This is a genomic window from Acidocella facilis ATCC 35904, assembly GCF_000687875.1.
GTDB lineage: Bacteria > Pseudomonadota > Alphaproteobacteria > Acetobacterales > Acetobacteraceae > Acidocella > Acidocella facilis.
The window spans coordinates 257,776-273,104 of sequence record NZ_JHYG01000003.1; the positions used below are offsets into that span (position 1 = coordinate 257,776).

General features: G+C 66.8%; 12 protein-coding genes. 5 read left to right on the plus strand and 7 right to left on the minus strand.

Annotation, left to right across the window (positions count from 1 at the left end):
• The first annotated feature begins 317 nt into the window (after window positions 1–317).
• Entirely contained in the window at window positions 318–809 is a 492-nt protein-coding gene (locus T331_RS0105860; RefSeq protein WP_026439361.1) for a hypothetical protein, read from the plus strand.
• A 7-nt stretch (window positions 810–816) separates the two neighbouring features.
• Here the strand turns inward: T331_RS0105860 and T331_RS0105865 are convergent, their stop codons facing one another.
• The 7 genes from T331_RS0105865 to T331_RS0105900 all read right to left on the minus strand — a co-directional run bounded on the left by T331_RS0105865 (window position 817) and on the right by T331_RS0105900 (window position 9,371).
• Window positions 817–1,485, minus strand: coding sequence for a response regulator transcription factor (locus T331_RS0105865; RefSeq protein ID WP_026439362.1), 669 nt, complete (start codon window positions 1,483–1,485; stop codon window positions 817–819).
• Window positions 1,482–4,100 carry a sensor histidine kinase gene (locus T331_RS0105870; RefSeq protein ID WP_026439363.1) on the minus strand — a complete coding sequence of 873 codons (2,619 nt, stop codon included), beginning with the start codon at window positions 4,098–4,100 and terminating at the stop codon, window positions 1,482–1,484. Before T331_RS0105870 ends, T331_RS0105865 begins: the two co-directional genes overlap by 4 nt.
• Window positions 4,101–4,106: 6 nt before the next feature.
• Window positions 4,107–4,709, minus strand: coding sequence for a potassium-transporting ATPase subunit KdpC (kdpC, locus tag T331_RS0105875; protein WP_407637427.1), 603 nt, complete (start codon window positions 4,707–4,709; stop codon window positions 4,107–4,109).
• A gap of 12 nt (window positions 4,710–4,721) precedes the next feature.
• Window positions 4,722–6,743: a potassium-transporting ATPase subunit KdpB gene (gene kdpB / locus T331_RS0105880; protein ID WP_026439365.1), complete on the minus strand. Its 2,022-nt coding sequence runs from the start codon at window positions 6,741–6,743 to the stop codon at window positions 4,722–4,724.
• A gap of 1 nt (window position 6,744) precedes the next feature.
• On the minus strand, window positions 6,745–8,436 hold the full coding sequence (gene kdpA, locus T331_RS0105885; protein ID WP_026439366.1) for a potassium-transporting ATPase subunit KdpA: 1,692 nt from the start codon (window positions 8,434–8,436) through the stop codon (window positions 6,745–6,747).
• Window positions 8,437–8,446: 10 nt separating this feature from the next.
• Window positions 8,447–8,536: a K(+)-transporting ATPase subunit F gene (gene kdpF, locus T331_RS19415; protein ID WP_081822134.1), complete on the minus strand. Its 90-nt coding sequence runs from the start codon at window positions 8,534–8,536 to the stop codon at window positions 8,447–8,449.
• A 283-nt stretch (window positions 8,537–8,819) separates the two neighbouring features.
• The gene (locus T331_RS0105900) at window positions 8,820–9,371 is read right to left on the minus strand and encodes a cytochrome b (RefSeq protein WP_008494243.1); all 552 of its coding nucleotides are present in this window, start codon (window positions 9,369–9,371) and stop codon (window positions 8,820–8,822) included.
• A gap of 113 nt (window positions 9,372–9,484) precedes the next feature.
• Here T331_RS0105900 and otsB point away from each other — a divergent pair, with 113 nt between their 5' ends.
• The 4 genes from otsB (at window position 9,485) to T331_RS0105920 (ending at window position 15,159) form a co-directional block, all read left to right on the plus strand.
• Window positions 9,485–10,294 carry a trehalose-phosphatase gene (gene otsB / locus T331_RS0105905; protein WP_244876900.1) on the plus strand — a complete coding sequence of 270 codons (810 nt, stop codon included), beginning with the start codon at window positions 9,485–9,487 and terminating at the stop codon, window positions 10,292–10,294.
• Window positions 10,272–12,083 (plus strand): glycoside hydrolase family 15 protein, encoded by a 1,812-nt coding sequence (locus T331_RS0105910; RefSeq protein ID WP_026439368.1) that lies wholly within the window; start codon window positions 10,272–10,274, stop codon window positions 12,081–12,083. Before otsB ends, T331_RS0105910 begins: the two co-directional genes overlap by 23 nt.
• Window positions 12,068–13,435 carry an alpha,alpha-trehalose-phosphate synthase (UDP-forming) gene (locus tag T331_RS0105915; RefSeq protein WP_008494246.1) on the plus strand — a complete coding sequence of 456 codons (1,368 nt, stop codon included), beginning with the start codon at window positions 12,068–12,070 and terminating at the stop codon, window positions 13,433–13,435. The genes T331_RS0105910 and T331_RS0105915 overlap by 16 nt, the downstream gene beginning before the upstream one ends.
• Window positions 13,436–13,677: 242 nt before the next feature.
• Window positions 13,678–15,159, plus strand: a complete 1,482-nt coding sequence (locus T331_RS0105920) for an ATP-binding protein (protein ID WP_026439369.1) — start codon at window positions 13,678–13,680, stop codon at window positions 15,157–15,159.
• The last annotated feature ends 170 nt before the right edge of the window (window positions 15,160–15,329 follow it).

The following is a 15,329-nucleotide window of genomic DNA, read 5'->3' on the forward strand; positions in this document are numbered from 1 at the left end:
GCGGCGTGATTTTGCGTTGCCGCGCGGTTAGAGCCGCAAGCTTTTAGCCCGAGGCTCCGACTTTGGTATCGGCGAGCGCTTCCCTGTGTTTATCTTGACGCTGGCGCGTGGACCAGGCCCTCGCTTTTTGTTCGAGCCCGCAACTTTATCCGTTCAAGCGATTCCGTTTGATCGGATATTGCTGTAGAGCAATAGGGTTTATCCTGACGCGCCCGTGTCGGGAGACACACAACAACAAGCGCGTCCGACCGAACCGAGAGCGTCACGCCAGACGCTGGCGGCTTTGGAACGCCGCGCAGGATATTTTCAGGGTCGTTATGAAGAGATTGATTGCGGCATTCGCCTTGCTGGCTCTGGCCGGGTGCCATTCCGCCGACAAACAGGCGGGTCTGGGCCGGGGCGATGCCGGGGAATGCTGGTCAGCGCCGAACAAGAGCGCGGCACAGCTGGCCGCCTTCCAACTGGCGCTGGCCACGCTCACCCAGTCCTTGCCCGATGGCATGACAGACGCGCAGGCCAGCAAGATCGGCGGGTCGATGAAGCTGACCCTGAGCAAATTCTTCCTGGAATCCTACGATCCCGTCGCGGGGGCGGCGAATTGCGGGGCGGTGTACAGCTTCTCCTATACCCGCCCGGATGGCAGCACCTATAGCGACGATCAGGGCAATACGATCGGCTTCGAGGTCTATCAGGCCGAGCAGGGGCAGAAGATCGTCATCAGCGCCGATGATTATGACAGCGCCACGTTTCAATATCAGGATGATGGCGGCGCGGCCTCGCCCTCTGGCGGCGGCGATACCGAACAGTAGGCTGGGCTTACCCTTCCAGCCGATAGCCCACGCCCGGCTCGGTTTTCAGCCGGGCGGCGAAGTCCTCGCCCAGCTTGCGCCGCAGCTGGCCGATATAGACGCGCAGATAGGCGACATCCTCGGTATGGGCCGGGCCCCAGAGGGCGGTGAGGATCTGCCGGTGGGTGAGTACCCGCCCGGCATTGCGGGCCAGCAGCAGCAGCAGCGCCTGCTCGCGCTTGGTCAGCGCCAGCGCCGCGCCATCCAGCCAGGCCTTGTCCGCGTCCAGCCGCAGCCCGGCCAGCTCCAGCACCGGGGCGGCGGCGGGCTGGCCCTGGCGGCGCAAGGCGGTGCGGATGCGCGCCAGCAGCTCGCCCAGGGCGAAGGGTTTTTCCACATAATCATCCGCCCCGGCATCGAGGGCGGCGATCTTTTCCGCCTCGCGCTCGCGCGCGGAGAGGATGATCACCGGTACGGCGGAGAAATCCCGCAGCCGGCGCAACACCTCCTGGCCATCCATGTCCGGCAGGCCGAGATCCAGCAGCACCAGGTCCGGGGCGTTGCCGGCCACCAGGCGAAGCGCCTCCTCGCCGCGTTCGGCGCGCAGCGGGGTGAAGCCGGCGGCGCTCAGCGCCGGGGCGAGGAAGCGATGGATCTGCGGCTCGTCATCCACCACCAGAATGCGTCCAGAGATCATGCCGCCGGCAGCTCCAGCGCGATGATCGTGCCCGGCAGCCCGTCGGCCGGCAGATCCGTGCGCGGGCTCTGGGCGCGGATGCTGCCGCCCATCGCCTCGGTGAAGGCCTTGGCGATGGCCAGCCCCAGCCCGGTGCCCGGCGCCACCCTGTCGCCCCGGCTGGCGCGAAAGAAGCTGTCGAACACCGAATCCAGCTCGCCGGGCGCGATGCCGACCCCGGCATCGGCAACCGCAAGCCGCACCAGCGCGCCGTCGCGCACCGCGCTGACGGTGATGTGGCTGTCCGGCGGGGCGTATTTCACGGCATTGTCGAGCAGATTGACCATCACCTGTTCCAGCAGCCCGGCGTCGGCCTGGGCGAAGACAGCATCGGGCGCGATATTGACGCGTGTATAGACCGCCCCGGCCACCCGCGCGATGGCGGCCTCGACGATCTCCTCCAGCTTCACCCGCTCCCGGCGCACGGTCAGCCCGCCCGCCTCCACCCGCGCCATATCCATGATGTTGGCGAGGAATTTGGTCATAAGCGCGCTGTCCTGGATGATGCTGGCGAGCAGATCGGCGCGGGTGGCCTCATCCAGCGCCGGCCCGGCCTGGGACAGCGTCTCGGCGGCGCCGCGGATGGAGGTGAGCGGCGTGCGCAGATCATGGCTCAGCGAGGAGAGCAAAGCGTTGCGCAGCTTCTGGCTGTCCTGCTGGGCCTCGGCGCGGGCGGTGGTGAGCGAGAGCCGGGCGCGCTCGATCGCCAGCGCGCTTTGCCCGGCCAGGGCGGCCAGCGCCTGGGCCAGCGGCGCGCTGGGCGGGGCCTGGGGCCGGGCGCCGAGCACGCCGATGCAGCCCTGGCTGTTGGTGAGCGGCAGAAACCGCCAGGGCACCGAGGGCAGGGTGGAGGTGCCGGCGCCGGTTTCCATGCCATGGGTGGCGCACCATTGCGCCGCCGCCTGCGCCGCCTCGTCCAAAGCCGTGCCGGGCGGGTGGCTGGCCTCGGCGCGCAGCCCCTGCGCATCGGCCAGCAGCACAATGCCGGCCGGGGTCAGGCTGGCCGCTTCCTCGGCGCTGCAGGCCAGCACGTCCGACAAGGTGGCGGCGCGGGAGAGGCGCTGGCCGAATAGCGAGATCCGCCGCAGCGCCTCCACCCGCGCGGATGCCGCCCCGGCCTCCTGGCGCACCCGTCCGGCGAGCTGGCCGGTGAGCACCCCCACCAGCAGGAATACCAGCAGCGCCACCACATCCCGCGGGTCCGCCACCGAGAGCGTGTAGAGCGGCGTCAGGAAGAAGAAATTCCACAGCAGGAAGCCGGCAATGGCGGTGAACAGCCCGGCATTGCGCCCGGAGCGGCTGGCCATGGCGACGATGAGGCCGGTGAAGATCAGCCCCATCGCCTCCTGCGGCACATAGGCGCGCGCTGCCAGCCCGCTGAGGGTGACGAGGCCCAGCAGCGTCGCCGAGACCGCGTAGGGTTCCCAATCCGGCCGGCGGGGGCTGCGCGGCGGTGCTGGCGCCGCCGCGGGGACGGGCACGAAATGCAGGGTGAAGGCGCTGGCGCGCCGGGTCAGCGCCTCCGCCAGCCGCCGCCCCGGCCGCCAGCGTGAGACAACGCGCCTGCCCATGACGATATGGGTGATGTTCTGCCGGGCGGCATAATCCAGCACCGCGCCGACAATGTCTGTCGCGCTCTGGGTCACCACCTGGCCGCCCAGCTGCAGCGCCAGATCCAGTGCCGCCTGCAGCCTGGCATCGTCGCTGCCGCGCTCGATATGAAAGATTGTCAGGGGGGCGTGCAGCGCCTCCGCCAGCCGGGCGGCGTGACGCACCACATTGCCGGCGGCGCCATCGGCTGCCACCAGCGCCAGCACCCGCTCGGCCACCGGCCAGGGGCCGGGGATGGCGCGCAGGCGCATATAGCGGGTGACGTCCTTGTCGATCCGCTGCGCGGCGCGGCGCAGCGTCATCTCCCGCAGCGCGCCGAGATTGCCTTCGCGGAAGAAATCCTTCAGCGCCCGCGCCGCCACCTCCGGCCGGTAGATCTGCCCCTCCTGCAGCCGCCCGCGCAGCTCCGCCGGGGGCAGGTCGATCAGCTCGATCTCATCGGCCATGTCCAGCATTGTATCGGGGATGGTCTCGGCCACCCGCACCCCGGTGATGCGTGCCACCTGGTCGTTCAGGCTTTCCAGATGCTGGACATTCACCGTGGTCCAGACATCGATGCCCGCCTCCAGCAGCGCCTGCACATCCTGCCAGCGTTTGGCATGGCGTTGGCCCGGCGCGTTGGTGTGGGCGAGCTCATCGACCAGCAGCAGCTGCGGATGCCGGGCCAGGGCGGCCTCCAGATCGAACTCCTCCAGGCTCTGGCCGCGATAGGGAACGGCACGCCGGGGCAGCTGTTCCAGCGTGCCGATCTTGCCGATGGTCCCGGCGCGGCCATGGGTTTCGATCAGCCCGGCGACCACATCCAGCCCGCGCGCCGCCTTGGCCTGGGCGGCGTCCAGCATCTCCCAGGTCTTGCCCACACCCGGGGCGGCGCCGAGGAAGATTTTCAGGCGCCCGCGACCGTCCCGTGCCGCCGCCGCCAGCAGTGCCTCCGGGTCCGGCCGTGTATCCTCGTCTTTCGCCATGCTGGTTTATGGGCGGCTGAGCTTGTCCAGCGCAAGATTGAGTTCGAGGACATTCACATGATCGGTGCCGATGACGCCGAGCACAGCATGGTGGGTCGTGCGGGCGATGAGGTCGGTCACGGTCGCTGCCGGCAGATGCCGCGCGGCGGCGATGGCGGGGGCCTGGCGCAGCGCGTTGGCGAGCGAGATGTCAGGGTCCAGCCCGGAGCCGGAGCTGGTGACGGCATCCGGCGGGACCGGCCCCGGGCCATAGGCTTTAACGTAGGCGGCGACGCGCTGCTGGATGGCGGTTTGCAGCGCGGCACTGGTGGGGCCGAGATTCGAGGCGCCGGATTCGCTGGCGTCATACGGGGTGGGGATGGCGTTGCCCTTGGCATCCGTACCCATCAGCGCCGAGGGACGGGGCTGGAAATAATCCGCCCCGGTGAAATTCTGCCCGATCAAGGCGGAGCCGATGATCTGGCCGTTCTGGCGCAGCAGCGAGCCATTGGCCTGGACGGGCAGCGCCGCCTGCATGGCGCCGGTGAAGGCCTCCGGTAGGATGAAACCAAGGCCCAGTGTGAAAAGCACGACCAGCGAGAGCGCCGGGCGAAGTTCGCGGAGTATCATGATGATGTTCCTTCAGATCAGGCCAAGCAGCATGTCGATCAGCTTGATCCCGGCGAAGGGCGCGATGAGGCCGCCCAGCCCGTAGATCAGCAGGTTGCGCTTGAGCAGGGCGGCGGCGCCGATGGCGCGGAATTTCACCCCCTTGAGCGCGAGCGGCACCAGCACCACGATGATCAGCGCATTGAAGATCACCGCCGAGAGGATCGCACTCTCCGGGCTGCGCAGATGCATGATGTTGAAAACCCCCAGCTGCGGGTAGGTGCTCACGAAAATCGCTGGCAGGATAGCGAAATATTTTGAGATGTCGTTGGCGATGGAGAAGGTGGTCAGCGCCCCGCGGGTGATCAGCAATTGCTTGCCGATCTCGACGATCTCGATCAGCTTGGTCGGGTCGCTGTCCAGATCCACCATGTTGCCGGCCTCGCGCGCCGCCTGGGTGCCGGTCTGCATTGCCACGCCGACATCCGCCTGCGCCAGGGCCGGGGCGTCGTTGGTGCCGTCGCCGCACATCGCGACCAGGCGGCCTTCCTCCTGAACCTTTCTGATATAATCAAGCTTGTTCTGCGGTGTGGCCTCGGCGATGTAGTCGTCCACCCCGGCCTCGGCGGCGATGGCGGCGGCGGTGACGCGGTTATCGCCGGTGACCATCACGGTGCGGATGCCCATGGCGCGCAGGGCGGCGAAGCGTTCCTTGATGCCGGGTTTGACGATATCTTTCAGCTCGATCAGCCCGAGCAACTTGTCGTTCAGCGCCACCGCCAGCGGGGTGGAGCCGGCGCGGCCGATGCGCGCGGCGGCTTGTGCGAAGGCGTCGTCGCCTTGCGTGTTCAGCGCTTTCAGCACGGAATCCACAGCCCCTTTGCGGTAGGCCTGGCCAGCGCTGTCGATGCCGGACATGCGGGTATTGGCGCTGAAGGGGATGATGGTGGCATCCGCCGGACGCTCGGGCGTGAGGCTGTATTTGTCGCGCGCCAGGGCGAGGATGGAGCGGCCTTCCGGGGTTTCATCGCCCAGGCTCGCCATCGCGCAGGCCTGCGCCAGATCGCGCTCCTGCACGCCATTCACCGGGTAGAAGGCCGAGGCCATGCGGTTGCCGAAGGTGATGGTGCCGGTCTTGTCGAGCAGCAGCGCATCGACATCGCCCGCCGCCTCCACCGCGCGCCCGGAGGTGGCGACGACATTGAAGCGCACCAGCCGGTCCATGCCGGCAATGCCGATGGCCGAGAGCAGCCCGCCGATGGTGGTGGGGATCAGGCAGACCAGCAAAGCCGCCAGCACGGGGATGGAAAAGCTCGTTCCGGAATAAGCACCAAAGCCGACCAGTGTCACCACCGCGATGAGAAACACCAAGGTGAGGCCGGCGAGCAGGATGTTCAGGGCGATCTCATTCGGCGTCTTGCGGCGCTCCGCCCCTTCCACCAGCGAAATCATGCGGTCCAGAAAGGTGTTGCCGGCATCGGCGGTGATGCGGATCACCAGCCAGTCCGAGACCAGCTGGGTGCCGCCGGTCACCGCCGAGCGATCGCCGCCCGCCTCGCGCACGACGGGGGCGGATTCGCCGGTGACGGCACTTTCATTGACGCTGGCGACACCTTCGATGATCTCGCCGTCCGAGGGGATGATGTCCCCCATCTCGACCAGCACGATATCGCCCTGGCGCAGATCAGGTGCCGCGGTGGGTTTGTAGAGGGCGCGGTTGGGCGGGTTGGTGAGCAGCTTGGCCATGGTATCCGAGCGGGCGCGGCGCAGCGTTTCCGCCCGCGCCCGCCCGCGCCCTTCCGCCACCGCCTCGGCGAAGGTGGCGAAGATCACTGTCAGCCACAGCCAGGCCGCGATGACCAGGGGAAATTCCGCCGGCCGGTGTGTCACCAACGCCTCGATGCCGGTGGCGGTGACCAGGGCCGAGACGATCTCGGTGACGAAGATCACCGGATTGCGCATCAGCGTGACGGGGTTGAGTTTGGCCAGCGCATCCAGGCCCGCGCGGCGCATGATGCCGGCATCGAACAGGGAAATCGTTTCAGCGTTCGACATGTCAGAAAATCTTTCCAGCTTGCAGGAGCACATGTTCGGCGAGCGGGCCCAGCGTATCGGCCGGCAGGAATTGCAGACCGCCGAGGATGATGATGACGCCGATGAGCAGCCCGATGAAAAGCGGGCCGGTGGTGGGGAAGGTGCCGGCGCTGGCGGCCAGGCGCGGCTTGGCGGCGAGCGAGCCGGCGATGGCCAGAACCGGGATCATGAAGGCGAAGCGCCCGAACAGCATCGCCGCCCCCAGCCCGTAATCCAGCAAGGGCGTGTCGGCGGAGAGGCCGGCGAAGGCGCTGCCATTATTCTCGGTGGCGGAGGTCCAGCCATAGAGCATCTCGGTGAGGCCGTGCGGCCCGGCATTCGCCAAGGACGCCAGCCCGGATTTGGTGACCAGCGAGAAGCCGGCCCCGGCCAGGATGAACAGCGTGAGGATCAGCACGCCGAGCATGGCGAGCTTGATCTCCTTCGCCTGCACCTTCTTGCCGAGATATTCCGGTGTGCGCCCGACCATCAAACCCGCAATAAACACCGAGAACAAAGCGAAGACGATGATGGTGTAGAAGCCCGAGCCGACGCCGCCCGGTGTCACCTCGCCCAGCTGCATAAGGAACAGCGGCACGGCACCGCCCAGCGGGGTGTAGCTGTCGGTGAAGCTGTCCACGGCACCCGTTGAGGTGCCGGTGGCGGAGACGTTGAAGGTGGTGCTGGGGGCGATGCCGAAGCGCATTTCCTTGCCTTCCCAATTGCCGCCCGGCGCGACGCCGGCAGCGATTTGCAGCGGGTTGCCATGCGCCTCCGCCGCGTAGGCGCCGATGCAGCCCAGCGCCAGGATGATCGCCATCGCCGCCATCAGCGCGCGGCCCTGCGCCTTGTCCTTCACCATATGGCCGAAGGCGATGGGCAGGGCGAAGCCGATCACCAGCAGCAGCCAGTTTTCAAAGAGGTTGGTCCAGCCATTGGGATTTTCGAACGGATGCGCGGAATTGGCGTTGAAGAAGCCGCCGCCATTGGTGCCCAGCTCCTTGATCGCCTCCTGCATCGCCACCGGCCCGATGGCGATGGTCTGCGTGCCGCCCTGCAGCGTGTGCGCGGTGATGAAGCCAGAGAAACTTTGCGGTACGCCCGCCAGCACCAGCACCACCGCCGCGATCAAAGCGCCGGGCAGCAGCAGATAGAGGGTGATGCGGGTGAGATCGACATAGAAATTCCCCAGCCGCGCCGCGTTTCCAGTAAAGGCGCGCATCATCGCGGCGGCGGCGGCGATGCCGGCGGCGGCGGAGATGAACATATGCACCGCCAGCCCATAGGCCTGCGCACCGTCAGAGATCTGCGCCTCCGGCGCGTAGGCCTGCCAGTTGGTGTTGGTGGCGAAGCTGGCGGCGGTGTTGAAGGCCAGGCGCGGCGACATGCCGGCGATATGTTGCGGGTTCATCGGCAGATAGAATTGCAGCCGCAAAATCGCATAGAGCAGCGCGAAATGGATCACGCTGAGCAGCAGCAACGCCACCGCGTAGCTTTGCCACCCCATGGCGCGGCGTTCATCCACCCCGGCCAGCCGGTAAATCCCGGTTTCGAGCGGGCGCAGAAACCGCACCCGCCCTTCAAAAATCGCCGCCAGATAGCGCCCGAGCGGAAACGCCGCGCCGAGCACGAGCAGAAAGACCAGCGCGATATACGCGAAGCCCTGAATTGTCATGGGAGTTCTCTCAGAAATCTTCAGGGCGCAGCATCGCCCAGACCAGATAAACCAGCAGCACGGCGCAGATGGCGCCACCCAGAACCTGGTCCAGCATCATACGTGCTCGCAGGCGGGAACATAAAGAATCAACAACGCGAAAATCATCGCGCCGAAGATGATGGTGACGAGATCGCCCATTTACGGCCTCCTATGGAAGCCTTTGGTGTAGGCGGACAAAAATAAAGCCGCGATGCGGAAGGCATCGCGGCGCCATAAAGAGCGTATAAAGATTTGCGGCTAGAGCGTATTCCGTTCACTTTGGCGCACGGAATACGCTCTAGCTTTTTGTTTGCCCGAGCAACTTTATCCGATCAAACGAGTCCGTTTGATCGGATGCTGCTCTAGCCGCGCGGCAGCATGCGGCGCAGCACCCCGTCCTTCAGCACATAATGATGCACCAACGCCGCCAGCGCATGCAGCCCGGCGAGGATGATGATCGTCCAGGCGACATAATCATGGATCTGGTCGACGAAATGCCCGGTCGCCCTGGAAAAATCGCCGAAGGGCGAAGGGATCGGCAGGCCGAAGAAGCTCAAGGGCTGGTTATCCGTCCAGCGTGTGGCGAAGCCGAGCAGGATTTCCGCGCCCAGCAGCAGATAAAGCAGGTGGTGCAGCCCGCGCGCACCGCGATTGAGCAGGTCCTTGCCATCGTCGAACTGGGTGTGGCCGGGGCGGGCGCGCCAGACCAGCCGCAGCACGAACACCGCCGTGAGCAGCAGCCCGAAGGACATATGCAGCACGATCATCAGATGATGGTTCGGTTTGGAGAAAAAATCCCAGAATTCCGCCAGCAGGAAGTTCACCACAACCAGCAGGGCGGTGAGCCAGTGCAAGGCGATGGTCGGCCCGTCATGGCGGCTGCCGGGCTTATCAATCGATATCATATCGGACATGTTTTGGCCTTATGGCTGTAATTCGGATCGCGTGACCGTTCTGGGGGACGGGGTGTGGCAGAAATCGGGCCAAAATGGCAAGCGCGACATCGGCATTCCGCCACAAATGGCTGATGTTACAGGATCTTCATGTCGCGGTTAGGATGTGGCAGCATTTCCGTGGCCATATCGGTCGGATGCGCCACCAGAACTCTCCGCCCGAATTGGCACATGATTGCGCCCTGTTCCTTGATATTGACGGAACGCTTCTCAACTTCTCTGTTGATCCGTTGGGTGTGGAGGTGCCGCCTGGCCTGCCGCCGCTGCTGCGCGGGCTGGCGGGCTGGCTGGATGGGGCGCTGGCTTTGCTCTCCGGCCGCCGTCTGGCGGATATCGACCAGCTGCTCGGGGCAGGTTTCGCCGCCGGGGCGGAGCATGGCGCCGTGTTGCGCGCCGGGGACGGGGCGATCATCGCCGAGGCGCGGCCGGACCCCGCCTTGCAGGCGCTGCGCGCGCCGCTGGCCGAGGCGGTGGGGCGCCATCCTGGCACGCTGCTGGAGGAAAAACGCTTCGGGTTGGTGCTGCATTGGCGCGCCGCCCCGCAGGCGCAGGAGGCGCTGACCGAGCTGGGTCAGGCGCTGGCCGCGCCGCATCCCGGGTTGGTGCTGATGCCGGCGCACGCCGCCCTGGAAATCCGCCAGCGCGGCACGGATAAGGGCGCGGCGCTGGAGCGCTTCATGGCGCTGCCGCCTTATGCGGGGCGCCGGCCGGTCTTCATCGGCGATGATGTGACGGACGAGCCGGCCATCGCCCGTGCCCGTGAGATGGGCGGGATGGGGCTGCATGTCGCCCGTGATTTCGGTGGCAAGGTCGAGGCGGTGCGCGCCTGGCTGGCCGCCAGCCTGGAAAAAGGGAGGATGGATGTCGCTACGCTCCAATCTTGACCTCGCCGTCATCGGCAATGGTGCCATCGCCTCGCTGGTGGACCGGGACGGCCGGCATGTCTGGTGCTGTTGGCCGCGGCTGGATGGCGACCCGGTCTTTCACGCTCTGCTTGGCGGCCCGGCTGAGCAAGGGGAGATGCATGTCGAGCTGGTCGGCCAGGTCGAGGCGACACAGAGCTATCTGCCCAATACCGCGATCCTGGAGACGATCCTGCGCGATGATCAGGGCAATGCGCTGCGGGTGCTGGATTTCTGCCCGCGTTTCCGGCTTTATGGGCGGGTTTTCCATCCCTACATGCTCATGCGCCGGCTGGAGCCGCTCGCTGGGCGGCCGCGGGTGAAGCTGCGCATCAAGCCGGGCTTCGCCTATGGCGCGGAGCATCCCAAGCCGGGGATTGGCAGCAATCATCTGCGTTTTGTCGGCCCGGAATTCGCCCTGCGGGTGACCACGGATCTGCCGATCTCGCATATCGTGCATGAGCAGCCGCTCACGCTGGGCCGGCCGGGCACGCTGGTGCTGAGCGTGGATGAGCCGCTGAACCAGGCGCCGGACCAGCTGGCCACGCATTTCCTGGCCGAAACTCGGGCTTATTGGGAGGAATGGGTCGCCAGCCTGAACGTGCCGTTCGACTGGCAGGAGGCGGTGATCCGCGCCGCGATCACGCTCAAGCTCTGCTCTTATGACGATACTGGCGGCATCGTCGCGGCCCTCACCACCTCGCTACCCGAGGCCCAGGGCTCCGGGCGCAACTGGGATTACCGTTTCTGCTGGCTGCGTGATTCGATGTTCACCATCGCCGCCCTCAACCAGCTCTCGGCGACGCGGACGATGGAGACCTATCTCGGCTTCGTGCTGGATACCGTCACCAGTGCCGGCCCGCGCGAGCTGCCGCCGCTCTTTCCCATCGCGCCGGGCATGAAGCTGGATGAATATATCGCCCCGGCGCTGACCGGCTATGGCGAAGGCAATCTGCCGGTGCGGGTCGGCAATGGCGCCGCCGGGCAGCGCCAGAACGATGCCTATGGCTCGATCATCATGAGCCTGGCGCAGCTTTTCTTCGACCGCCGGCTGCGGGTGCGCGGCGATGAGGCGCTCTATCGCCAGCTCTGCGAGCTGGGCGACATAGCCGAGCGCGTGGCGCTGGAGCCGGATGCGGGGCCGTGGGAATTTCGCGGCATGGCCCGCGTACACAGCTTCTCCGCCGCGATGTGCTGGGCCGCCCTCTCGCGCCTGGCGATGATCGCCTCGACGCTGGGGCTGGAGGCGGAGGCGGTGCAATGGACCCTGCGCGCCCAGAGCCTGCGCGCGGAAATCATGCGCCGGGTGGTGACCAGGGAAGGCTGGATCTCCGGTGCGCTGGATCAGGAGGTGGCGGATGCCTCGGTGCTGGTGCTGCCCAATATCGGCTTCATCGACGCGAAATCCCCGGAATTCGCGGCGACCTTGGATATGGTCGAGCGCCGGCTGATGCATGGCGGCTTCGTCATGCGCTATGACGACCCGGATGATTTCGGCCTGCCGGAAACCGCGTTTTTGCTGTGCAGCTTCTGGCATGTCAGTGCCCTGGCGCTGGCCGGGCGGCGGGCGCAGGCGATGGAGCTGTTCGAGCGCATTCTGGCGGCGCGCAACCATGTCGGGCTGCTGGCCGAGGATGTGGAGCCGGCGCAGGATGGCACGCCCGGCCGGCTCTGGGGCAATTTTCCGCAAACCTATTCCCATGTGGGCTTGATTCTCTGCGCGATGCGTCTCTCGCGCGGCTGGGAGGAGGGGCTATGGCGCGCCTCGTAATCGTCTCTAATCGCGTCCCGGATGTCTCGGATGGCGCCGCGCCGCGCGCCGGCGGGCTGGCGGTGGGGCTGGCCGATGCGCTGGTGCCGGGCTCGGTCTGGTTTGGCTGGTCGGGCAAATGCATCGACACGCGCTCCCATGAGGTGACCCGCGCCGAGGCCGAAGGTGTGACCTACGCCACCATCGATCTGGCGGAGGCTGACCACCGCGCCTTCTATCTCGGCTTTTCCAACGCCACGCTCTGGCCGCTCTTTCACATGATGCCGAGCTTCGTCACCTTCGATTCCGCCGAGTACAAGGCCTATCGCGAGGTGAATGAGCAATTCGCGGAAGCGCTGATGGCACTGCTGCGGCCGGATGATCTGATCTGGATCCATGACTACCAGCTGCTCGGCGTGGCGGCGGATCTGCGTCGGCGCGGGGTGCGCAACCGCATCGGCTTCTTCCTGCATATTCCCTTCCCGGCGCCGGCTTTGTTTGAGCTGCTGCCCTGCGCGGAGGAGCTGCTGGCCGGCATGCTGGCGCATGACGTGATCGGCTTTCATACCCCCCCGGACCGGGCGCGGTTTCTCGAGGCGATGGCGGCGCATGGTTACCAGGTGCAGGGCGATGACGTGCTGCATGAGGGGCGGCGCATCCGCGTCGTGGTCACGCCGATCGGCATCGATGTGGAGGGTTTCTCGCGCCTCGCCGGGCGCGCCATCCGCCGGGTGGAGGCCAAGCGCGTGGTGGAAAGCCTGAACGGGCGCACGCTGATGATCAGCGCCGACCGGCTGGACTATACCAAGGGCCTGCCGGCGCGTTTCGACGCCTATCGGCGCTTCCTCGGCAGCTATCCCGAGCATCGGCGCAGGATCAGCTTCCTGCAGGTCGCCGCCCCCTCGCGCGAGGAGGTGGAGAAGTACAAATCCCTGCGCGACGAGCTGGCCTACAAGGCCGGCGCCATCAATGGCGCGTTCTCGGATTTCGACTGGGTGCCGCTGCGCTACATGACCCGCGCGGCCGGGCGCGGCCTGCTGGCGGGGATGTTCCGGATCTCGCATATCGGGCTGGTCACGCCTTTGCGTGACGGCATGAATCTGGTGGCGATGGAATATATCGCCGCGCAGGACGGGGCGGATCCGGGTGTGCTGATCCTTTCGCGCTTCGCCGGGGCGGCCTCGCTGCTGCCCGAGGCGCTGCTGGTCAACCCCTATGACATCGACGCGATGGCGGCGGCGATGGATCGGGCGATGAGCATGAGCCTGGAGGAGCGCCAGGAGCGGCATGAGGCGCTGCTGGAGCATATCCGTACCCATAACGCCACCGCCTTCAGCCGTAGCTTCGTGGCCGCGCTGAATCGGCATCATTAAGCCAGAGTTGTAAAAGTTTTTGAGGGGGTGCGAGCTTTTTTCAAAAACTTCCCACGAAGGTTCGCGGGGTGACGGCGGCGTTGCCTACGCCCAGCCGTTTTCGCCGCTTTTTTGAAAAAAAGCGGCACCAAAAAACTTTTGCAAATTTTCAGAAGGTTGTTTTCAAGGATTCGCACCAGCCTCGACGCGGCCCGCCGCGGTTGATAAGCCCTCCCGGCGATGCAGGGCTTTGGACTCGGGATATGACGGTAGCGATTGAGATGGGGCAGGGGCCCGGCGGGGTTGCGGCCGCCATGGATCTGGAGGAGCTGCTCGCCACCCGCCTGCTGGTGCAGGGCAATTCCGGCTCCGGCAAATCCCATTTGCTGCGCCGGCTGCTGGAGCAGAGCGCGCCCTGGGTGCAGCAGGCGATCATCGACCCGGAAGGCGATTTCGTCACTTTGGCCGAGGCCTTCGGGCATCTGGTGATCGATGCCGAGGCGCATAGCGAGCAGGGGCTGCAACTGGCCGGCGAGCGGGCGCGGATGCACCGCGTCTCTACCGTGCTGAACCTGGAAGGGCTGGACGCGGAGACCCAGATGCGCCGCGCCGCTGCCTTTCTCGGTGGCATGTTCGAGGTGCCGCGCGACCATTGGTACCCGGTGCTGGTGGTGGTGGACGAGGCCCAGCTTTTCGCCCCCGCCGTCGGCGGCGAGGTTGCGGACGAGGCCCGCAAGCTCTCTCTCGGGGCGATGACCAATCTGATGTGCCGCGGGCGCAAGCGCGGGCTGGCGGGGGTCATCGCCACCCAGCGCCTGGCCAAGCTGGCCAAGAATGTCGCCGCCGAGGCCTCCAACTTCCTGATGGGCCGCACCTTTCTGGATATCGATATGGCGCGGGCGGCGGATCTGCTGGGCATGGAGCGCCGCCAGGCGGAGGCGTTCCGGGACCTGGAGCGCGGGCATTTCATGGCGCTCGGCCCGGCTTTGTCGCGCCGGCCGCTCTCGATTCGCATCGGCGCCACGCAGACCGCGCCGCGCACCTCCACCCCGCGCCTGACCCCGCTGCCGGGGGCGGCGTTGGAGGATGCGCATGCGGTGATTCTGGCAGCACCTCCGCCGGACGCCCCGCGACCGGTGCGCCGCGCCCCGGCCCCGCCGCCGCCGGACCTGATCAGCCAGCTGATGGAAGCGGCCCCGGCGGTGCAGGAGCGCGCCGAGGAAGCGGCCGCCCCGCCCAGCCCGGAGGAGCTGGCCGCCCGCCGCGCCCGGCTGGATAAGATCCTCACCGCCATCCTCGCCGACCCGGAGGCGGGGTTTCGCACCGTCGGCGTGCTGTATCAGGATTTTCTGGTCCGCTGCCGGATCGAGGGCATGGGCAATGGCGCGCCGGACATGGCCGCCTTCCGCCGGATGCTGACGCGCGCCCGTGCCGGCATCTCCGCCGAGATGGCGCAGGAGGAGGTCTGGCAGGACGTGACCGCCCGCGCTGGCCTGCTGCCGGAGGATATGCAGGGGATCTATATGATGATCGCCCGCGCCGCGAAGGATGGTGCCCCTTGCCCCTCGGACGCCGCCATCGCCCGCGCCTACGGCACCCGCTCAATGGGCCGGGCGCGCCGGCTGCTCACCTACATGGAAGAGCAGGGGTTGATTGTGTGCCAGCAGGACGGGGCGGGGCGACGAATCGTGACGCTGGTGGAGCTGGCCTGGGCGACGGCGGCGGGGGATCCGAACGGGGAGTAGGGGAGGTTAGGGGGGATAGCTGCCTTTCCGCTTAAGAGCGTCCGGGCTGGTAAAGCGGACCTATGCCGTTGCAGACTGTCGCGTAAATCCTAAGTTACGCGACAATCCTGATCCCGGCAAAAACGCCCCATGTACATGGGTGGCCCTCGAACGCCGCCCCCTCGACGTAC

What these genes read in the sequence shown, in the direction of transcription:
- T331_RS0105860 (WP_026439361.1), top strand. Translation starts at nt 318, where the DNA reads ATGAAGAGATTGATTGCGGCATTCGCCTTGCTGGCTCTGGCCGGGTGC.
- T331_RS0105865 (WP_026439362.1), bottom strand. Translation starts at nt 1,485, where the DNA reads ATGATCTCTGGACGCATTCTGGTGGTGGATGACGAGCCGCAGATCCAT.
- T331_RS0105870 (WP_026439363.1), bottom strand. Translation starts at nt 4,100, where the DNA reads ATGGCGAAAGACGAGGATACACGGCCGGACCCGGAGGCACTGCTGGCG.
- kdpC (WP_407637427.1), bottom strand. Translation starts at nt 4,709, where the DNA reads ATGATACTCCGCGAACTTCGCCCGGCGCTCTCGCTGGTCGTGCTTTTC.
- kdpB (WP_026439365.1), bottom strand. Translation starts at nt 6,743, where the DNA reads ATGTCGAACGCTGAAACGATTTCCCTGTTCGATGCCGGCATCATGCGC.
- kdpA (WP_026439366.1), bottom strand. Translation starts at nt 8,436, where the DNA reads ATGACAATTCAGGGCTTCGCGTATATCGCGCTGGTCTTTCTGCTCGTG.
- kdpF (WP_081822134.1), bottom strand. Translation starts at nt 8,536, where the DNA reads ATGATGCTGGACCAGGTTCTGGGTGGCGCCATCTGCGCCGTGCTGCTG.
- T331_RS0105900 (WP_008494243.1), bottom strand. Translation starts at nt 9,371, where the DNA reads ATGTCCGATATGATATCGATTGATAAGCCCGGCAGCCGCCATGACGGG.
- otsB (WP_244876900.1), top strand. Translation starts at nt 9,485, where the DNA reads ATGTTACAGGATCTTCATGTCGCGGTTAGGATGTGGCAGCATTTCCGT.
- T331_RS0105910 (WP_026439368.1), top strand. Translation starts at nt 10,272, where the DNA reads ATGTCGCTACGCTCCAATCTTGACCTCGCCGTCATCGGCAATGGTGCC.
- T331_RS0105915 (WP_008494246.1), top strand. Translation starts at nt 12,068, where the DNA reads ATGGCGCGCCTCGTAATCGTCTCTAATCGCGTCCCGGATGTCTCGGAT.
- T331_RS0105920 (WP_026439369.1), top strand. Translation starts at nt 13,678, where the DNA reads ATGACGGTAGCGATTGAGATGGGGCAGGGGCCCGGCGGGGTTGCGGCC.